The organism is Corallococcus exercitus (assembly GCF_003611585.1).
Lineage (GTDB): Bacteria > Myxococcota > Myxococcia > Myxococcales > Myxococcaceae > Corallococcus > Corallococcus exercitus.
This window is the reverse complement of the sequence record NZ_RAVW01000465.1, coordinates 1-7,191: the sequence shown is the minus strand read 5'-3', so window position 1 is coordinate 7,191 and position 7,191 is coordinate 1. Positions and strand designations below refer to the sequence as shown.

The following is a 7,191-nucleotide window of genomic DNA, read 5'->3' as shown; positions in this document are numbered from 1 at the left end:
GGTGTATAAGAGACAGCTCCTCATCCTCGGGGCCTCCCGTGACCGCGACAGGGGACCGTCCCATCCGCTGGCGCTCGCCCTGGAGCAGCTCCAGAAGGGCCAGACCCGGGTGACGGAGCTCACCTTGCTCCCCCTGTCGCGCGAGGACTGCGCGCAGCTCCTGGGAGACACGCTCGGCGCGGATCCACGGACCCTCGCTCCGCTGGCGGCGTTGGTCTGTGAGAAGACCCACGGCAACCCCTTCTTCACCCTCCAGCTGCTCTCCACGCTTCATCGCGAAGGACTGATCACCTTCGACCGGGGGCGGAGCGTCTGGCGGTGGAACGCCTACCGCATCCGCGCGCTGGAGCTGGGCGAAGGCGTCATCGAGCTGATGCTCGGCAAGCTGCGGCGCCTCCCCGCCATCACGCAGGAGGCGCTCAAGCTCGCGGCCTGCCTGGGCGCGACCGTCGAGCTGCCATCGCTCATCGTGGCGGGTGGCTTCGCGGAGGACGCCCTGCGCGGCGCGCTGGATGTGGCGGTGCGCGAGGGGCTGCTCCTTCAGTTCGAAGGCCTCTATCGCTTCTCACACGACCGCGTGCAGCAGGCCGCCTATGCGCTCCTCGAACCCGAGGCGCGCGCCGCCACGCACCTGCGCATCGGCCGCCGGCTGCTCGCGGACACCCCGCCGCGGCTGCTGCCCGAGCGCGTGTTCACCCTGGCGGCCCAGCTCGACCAGGGCATCGAGCTGATCGAAACGCGAGAGGAGCGCATCGCGATCGCCCGGCTCAACCTGCTCGCCGCCAGGCGGGCCCGGGCCGCCTCCGCCCATGGTGCGGCGATCCGCTACCTCCAGGCGGGCCAGACGCTGCTCGCTCCCGAGCCATGGGCCGTCGATCATGAGCTCGCCCAGGGCCTTCACCTGGAAGAGGCCGAGAGCGAGCTGTCCGCCGGCAGGCTGGACACGGCGGAGCGCCTGCTGGCCGTCCTGCTGGACCATGCGCGGACTCCCGCCGAGCGCGCCAGCGCCTACCGGGCGCAGATCGACCTTCACACCACCCGGGGCGCCCTGGGCCCCGCCATCGACAGCGCCAGTGCCTGTCTCCGTCAGTACGGCATCGCGCTGAGCCCCCAGCCGACGACAGCGCAGCTCGAGGACGCGGACCGGACCGTGGAGCAGCTCCTGGGAGAGCACGCCATCGAAGCGCTGCTCAGCCTGGAGCCCATGCGGGATCCGGACATGGAGGCCGCCATGAACGTGCTGGCCGCCTTCCTTCCGACGGCCTACTTCTGGAACCCGCAGCTGCACCACCTGGTGGCGTGCCAGATGGTGATCCTCACGCTCCGGCATGGCCTGACCTCCGCCTCCACGGTGGGGCTCACCGCCTATGGCTTCGAGCTGGTCATCACCCACAAGCAGTACGCCAGGGCGGCCAGCATCGCCCGCGTGGCGCTCGCGTTGGTGGAGCGGCACGGCTTCCTCGCGGATGAGGCGAAGGTGTGCCTGGTCGCGGGCGTCGCCATCTTCCCCTGGGTCGAGCCGCCGCGCTCCCTCTACACCTACGTCGAGCGGGCCCTGCGCGCGGGAAGGCGGGCAGGAGACGTGGTCTTCGTCTGCCTCGGGCTCACCCACCGCTGCATGCTGGCGCTGGCCGCGGGCGAACGGCTCGAAGAGGTCGACCGCGCGGCGCGGACCGCCGCCGACTTCAACCGCGGCATCGGGAACGAGCCGCTGCTCCTCTGTGTCGAGGTCGTCCAGCGCCTCACCCAGGCGCTGCGCGGCCGCCCTCCGGCGCTCCCCCACGAGGGGCTCGAGGAGGAGGCCTTCGCCGAGCGGGTGAGCCGCCAGCCGCCGTTCGCCAGCTTCTGGTACCGCGTCCGCCGCCTCGAACTCCACCTCGTGCTGGGCAACCACACCGCCGCGCTCGCCGAAGCGCGATTGCTCTCCAGCCTCATCGTCGCCCAGCGGGGCCAGTACGGTGAGGCCCATGCCGTCTTCATGGTCGCCCTGACGCTGGCGGCCCATGGGGAGGAAGCACCGGCGGAGGAGCAGGCGAAGTGGAGGGAGGAGTTCGAAGGCCACCATGCCTTCCTCCGGAACCTGGCGGCTTTCTGTCCCGCCAACTTTCTCGCCTTCGACGCGTTGGTGACGGCGGAGGTCGCGCGGCGGCACGGACGGACCGAGGAGGCCGCGGAGCACTACGAGCGGGCGCTCCGGGCCGCGCGCGAGAGCGGCCTCATCCAATATGCGGCGCTGGCGGGCGAGCTGGCCGCGCGCTTCTACCGCTCCCGCGGCCTGCGCACCGTCGCTGACGCCTACCTCGAGGAGGCCTGGCGCGCGTACCAGGAGTGGGGCGCCGAGGCCAAGCTGCGCCAGCTGGAGCAGCTGTACCCGCGCATGAAGGAGCGCCTGGCGCGCGTGCTCCCGCATCACCTGTACGCGGAGCCCGCGCAGCTGGACGCGCGCGCGATGGTGCACGCGTCACAGGTCCTCTCCCAGGAGATCGTCCTGCCGCGGCTCTTGGAGAAGCTCCTGCGGAGCGCGCTCGAGCAGGCGGGGGCGGAGCGTGGATACCTGATGACGCTCGAAGGAGGGCAGCCCCTCGTGCGGGTGGCGGCGCAGCTGACGGAGTCCGGGATCCAGGTCTCCGTCCTTGGCGAGCCCGTCGCGCCCGGCGCCGAGCTTCCGGGCTCGCTCCTGACGCACGTGCAGCGGCTGCGACAGCCGGTCCTGCTGGACGATGCATCCCAGCCGAGCCCCTTCTCCTCGGATCCGTACTTCGCCTCGCTGCGCGTGCACTCGGTGCTGTGCATTCCGCTCGTCCGGCAGGCGGACCTGGCCGGCATGCTCTACCTGGAGAACAACCAGCTCGCGGGGGCGTTCACGTCCGAGCGGATCCTCACCCTGGAGGTGCTGGCCTCGCAGGCCGTCATCTCCCTGGAGAACGCCCGCCTCTACCAGGCGGCCCAGGAGACGGTCCGCGTGCGCGACGACTTCCTGGCGATCGCCTCCCACGAGCTCAAGACCCCCATCACCGCCATGAAGCTCCAGGTGCAGTCGATCCGGAAGGTGATGGGCACGCGGGCGCCTGACGCGACCACGGAGGGCCGGCTCGTGACGCTGCTCGGGACCTTCGAGCGTCAGGTCAGCCGCCTCGCGTATCTGGCCGACGAGATGCTCGAGGTGTCCCGGCTCAAGGCGGGAGCGCTGGCGTTGGCGCTGGACGAGTTCGACCTGTCCTCCCTGGTGCGGGAGCAGGTGGACGCCCTGGCCGAGCGGCTGAAGGCCACGGATTGTTCCGTGGAGCTCGACTTCGAGGAGCCGGTGGTGGGGCAGTGGGACCGCGCCCGCCTGGGGCGGCTCATCACCAGCCTGCTCCTCAATGCCATGAAGTTCGGCGCGGGCCATCCCATCACGGTGCGTGCGCGGGTGACGGGCGACTTCGCGCGTCTCGAGGTGCGGGATCGCGGAGGCGGCGTGGACCGTGCGGACCAGGCGCGCATCTTCGAGCGGTTCGAGCAGGCCGTGCCCGCGTACAACTATGGCGGGCTCGGCCTGGGGCTCTATCTCGCGCGGGAGACGGTCCGCGCCCACGGTGGCACCATCACCGTCGAGAGTGCGCTCGGCGCTGGTGCCACGTTCGTGGTGGATCTGCCCCTGCGGCGGGCGCCCTGACGGGGCGTGGTGCGCCTCAGGGGTCCAGGGCCTCGAAGCGACAGACCATGTCGCCCAGCACCGTCCCCGGCGACGTGATGAAGCCCGCCCCGAACTCGAGCGCGTAGGTGGCGCTCTGGGGCGCGGTGAAGACCGCCTGCCAGCGCACGTCGTCCCGCTCTTCCAGGGTGAACGTCTGGACCGCCCCCGTCTCGTCGCGGAAGAGCACCTCCGGCCGGTGCTTCGCGCCCGACACCTTCCAGGGGCAGTCGAGCTGGTAGCGCCGTCCGGCGATGGCCTGGAGCGTGTAGACGTCGTGGTCGACGGTGCTGGCGATCCGGAAGGACAGCGTCTGGGGACCGTCCGGGATGGGCGTCGCCGTGTCCAGGGTGTCCCCGTGGTCGTCCAGGCCCTGGTCTTCCACCTGAAGCGTGTAGTTCCCCGTCACGTACTTCGCTTCCAGCGCGGGCGTGCCCGTCATCTCCACGTAGTGCGTCGCCTGGGACGCCTTGAAGGACGTCGAGGTGGGGATGCCCCCGGAAGCGGGATGGGTGCCGAACGGGCCCCCCGGCGCCGCATCCTGGAGCCTGCCCTGGCTCTGCCCCGTGAGGGTGAAGGACACCCGGTAGTGGTGCCCGGGCTGGACAGCGAGGGCGAAGACGTCCCGGTCTCCGGGCACCTCGATCTTCCCCTGCACGGACGCGGTGCCCGCCGGGACCGGGGTGGCCGCTTTCGGGGTGCTTCCGTGGTCCTCCCGCCCCAGGTCGTTCAGCACGCAGGTGTAGGGGGACGGACCGGGGAAGGCGTTGGCCTGGATGGAGGCAAAGTAGGTGCCCCCCAGGGATTTGATGCGGGCTTCGCCTTCGGTCTCCTGGTTGTTGACGTCATACGCGGCGCCTTGGGTCTTCTCCTGGGCGTTGAGGAACCGCAGCTCCCAGGACGGGTTCGGCAAGGCGCAGCCGAGCGCGTAGACGTGGTCCACGGTGGTCTCGAACGACAGCAGGTCCCGCTCGCCCCAATGCTCGCTGGAGCCCGTGAAGGGCTGCTCCGACGGCGTCCAGGGCGTCGCCCGGAGGAGCAGGTCCCCGTGGTCATCCGGCCCGCGGTCCACCAGGCGGAACTGGAACGGCACGCGAGGCTGGCTGTTGAGCGGGAGCAGATAGAACGTGTGCACGGCGCCGTGCTTCAGCCCGGACCAGTGCCGCGGGCTGGGGGGATAGCTGGGGTTGTCGCTGTACTGGTCGGCGGAGTCGAGCCGCGTGCCCGCGGCATCCCGCAGGACCATCGAGTAGCCCAGGCTCCCCGGCTCCACCGTGAGGTCGTAGTGCCGGCATCCCCGGGCGACGAAGGCGAAGTGCAACGGCACGCCCCCTCCGGGCGGCCAGGTGATGGTGTGCACTTCGTCCGAGGGCGTCAGCAGCGTGGCGCCATCCGGCACGCCCGCGTTCCCGACCGGCCCGTCGTCCGCGCAGGTGATGTTCCCCGCGTCCGGCTCCGGCTCGCTCCCCGCGTCCGGCTCGCTCCCCGCGTCCGGACCGGCGTCCACGCCCGCGTCCGCCCCCGCGTCCGTGCCGGCGTCGAGCACGACCGGCGGAGGCTCCGGCGTGGAATCACATCCCGCACCGAGGACGAGCCCACAGGACAGGAGGAGGACAGACCGCCACCGCTGCTTCACGTTCATGACAGGGGTTGCTGGAATGGGCATGTCAGGGATCCAGGACCTCGAAGAGGACCGCGTGGTCGACGAGGTTCTCTCGCAGATAGGCGGCCATCGCGAAGTAGTAGGTCCCCGCCGTGGGCAGGGTGAACTCCTTCACCCAGCGCGAGCCGACGTGCTGCCCGGGGGCCCGGATGAAGCGCCCCTGCTCATCGTAGAGCGTCGCGAACAGCTGCTCCCCGGTCGACGTGTCCCGCCAGTCGCCGCTGAGGCGATAGCGCCCCCCGGCGACGGCCTGGAAGGAGAGGTAGTCCTCGTCGATGAAGTCAGAGATGTGCACGGTGACGGTCTGCGACGGTCCGGTCAGCGGCGTCGCGGTCTGCCGCGTGTCGCCGTGGTCGTCCAGGCCCAGGTCCTCGAACCGGAGCGTGTAGGCGGCGGGCGTCCACCGCGCCCGCACGACCAGATCCCCCTGCACCCCCACGTAGTGGGAGGTCCCGGTCGTCTTGAAGGCCAGGACGATGTCGTTGAACCCCTCGAACTCGCCGCCCGGCGCCGCCGCGAGGACCCGACAGTCGGGCGGCGTGGCGCTGGGGTCGCAGGTGGCGCGGTAGTGGTGTCCGGGCTGGACGCTCAGCGCGAAGACGTCGAAGTCCGTACGGAAGTCGATCCGCCCCTGGACGGACGTCGTCCCCTCGGCGAGCGCGGTCGCGGTCTCCATGCGCTCACCGTGGTCCTCCGCGCCTTCGTCCTTCAGCCGGCACTGGTAGGCGGAAGGGGACGGGGCCACCAGGGAGTTGTTGGCCTGGACGATGGCGAGGAACCGCTCCGCTGGGGCCTTGAAGGCCGTGGAGGCCTGCAGCTCCGTGAAGTTCGCGCCTTCCACCCAGCTGACGGAGTAGTTCAGGACCGGATCAAAGAAGGACAGCCACCAGCCCTGGTGCGAGAAGTCGCAGCCCAACGAATAGACGTGGCCCGCCACGGTGGGGAACGAGAACACGTCGCGCTCCCCCGGGTGCTCTCCCTGTCCCATCAGGGGCTGCTCCGAGGGGAGCCAGGGGGATGCCGTGGTGAGCAGGTCACCGTGAGCGTCCGGCCCTTGATCCACGAAGCGGAAGACAAGGTCCTGGGTGGGCTCGAACGGCGCCGCCGAGACCTCCAGCGTGTAGAAGCCCTCCTGGGTGAACCCCGACCAATGCGTGGTCAGGGGCGAATCCCCGAAGACGCCTTCCCGGTGTTCGAGGACGGCTCCGGACGGGTCCTTCAACGTCATGATGATCCGCCGCCGGCGCTCCTCGATGAGGAAGTCGTAGTGCCGCCCGACCTGTCCCAGGAAGGCGAAGCGGAGCGTGACCTGGGGATCCGTCCACGCCACGGTGTGAACGCGCGTCGCGGAGGGACGCAGGAACGTGTGGCCCTCCGGAACGCCCGGAGGCGGAGGCTGCTCTGACGTCCCGTCGTCCGGGCCCGCATCGGCCCCCGCGTCCACACCGGCATCCGTGCCCGCGTCCGCATCCGACCCCGCGTCCGGACCCGCGTCGCCTCCCGCATCCACGCCCGGGCCCGCGTCCGACAGGGGAGCCGGCTCATCTGGAGTGGATTCGCACCCCGAGCCCATGAACAGACACCAAGAAACGAGAAGGGCAGACAGCGAACGTGATTTCAAAGACATCTCATGGGCTCCCGGGACGGGGGGCACCCTAGCCGAAGAGCGCCTGGGATTGCCACGGCCGCCCTGTCAGACTTTCAAGACGGCAGGTAGGCGTCGCGCCTGACGCCGCGTGGCCCCGCACGCGGACCGGGGATGGGATGGGTGTTATCCCTGCGTTGCGTGGATTCCGCCGCCGCGGGGAGCGTTCAGGCCCTCCGTTGATTCCAGGAGGGGGCCACGGGGCGGGAC

Annotated in this window: 3 protein-coding genes; 1 reads left to right on the top strand and 2 read right to left on the bottom strand. The window is 70.7% G+C overall.

All coding sequences use genetic code 11. The annotated features are described in order from the left end of the window. On the top strand, positions 1-3,655 hold a 3,655-nt coding region (locus D7W79_RS35855), incomplete at its 5' end, for a GAF domain-containing sensor histidine kinase (protein WP_147442221.1). A gap of 16 nt (positions 3,656-3,671) precedes the next feature. On the opposite strand, the gene D7W79_RS35850 is transcribed toward D7W79_RS35855, so the two are convergent. Together D7W79_RS35850 and D7W79_RS35845 are read right to left on the bottom strand one after the other, a co-directional pair. Next, positions 3,672-5,315 carry a hypothetical protein gene (locus D7W79_RS35850; protein WP_120529798.1) on the bottom strand — a complete coding sequence of 548 codons (1,644 nt, stop codon included), beginning with the start codon at positions 5,313-5,315 and terminating at the stop codon, positions 3,672-3,674. Positions 5,316-5,340: 25 nt separating this feature from the next. Continuing rightward, a complete protein-coding gene (locus D7W79_RS35845; RefSeq protein WP_120529797.1) occupies positions 5,341-6,909 on the bottom strand; it encodes a hypothetical protein in 1,569 nt (522 codons plus the stop codon). Positions 6,910-7,191: the final 282 nt, after the last annotated feature.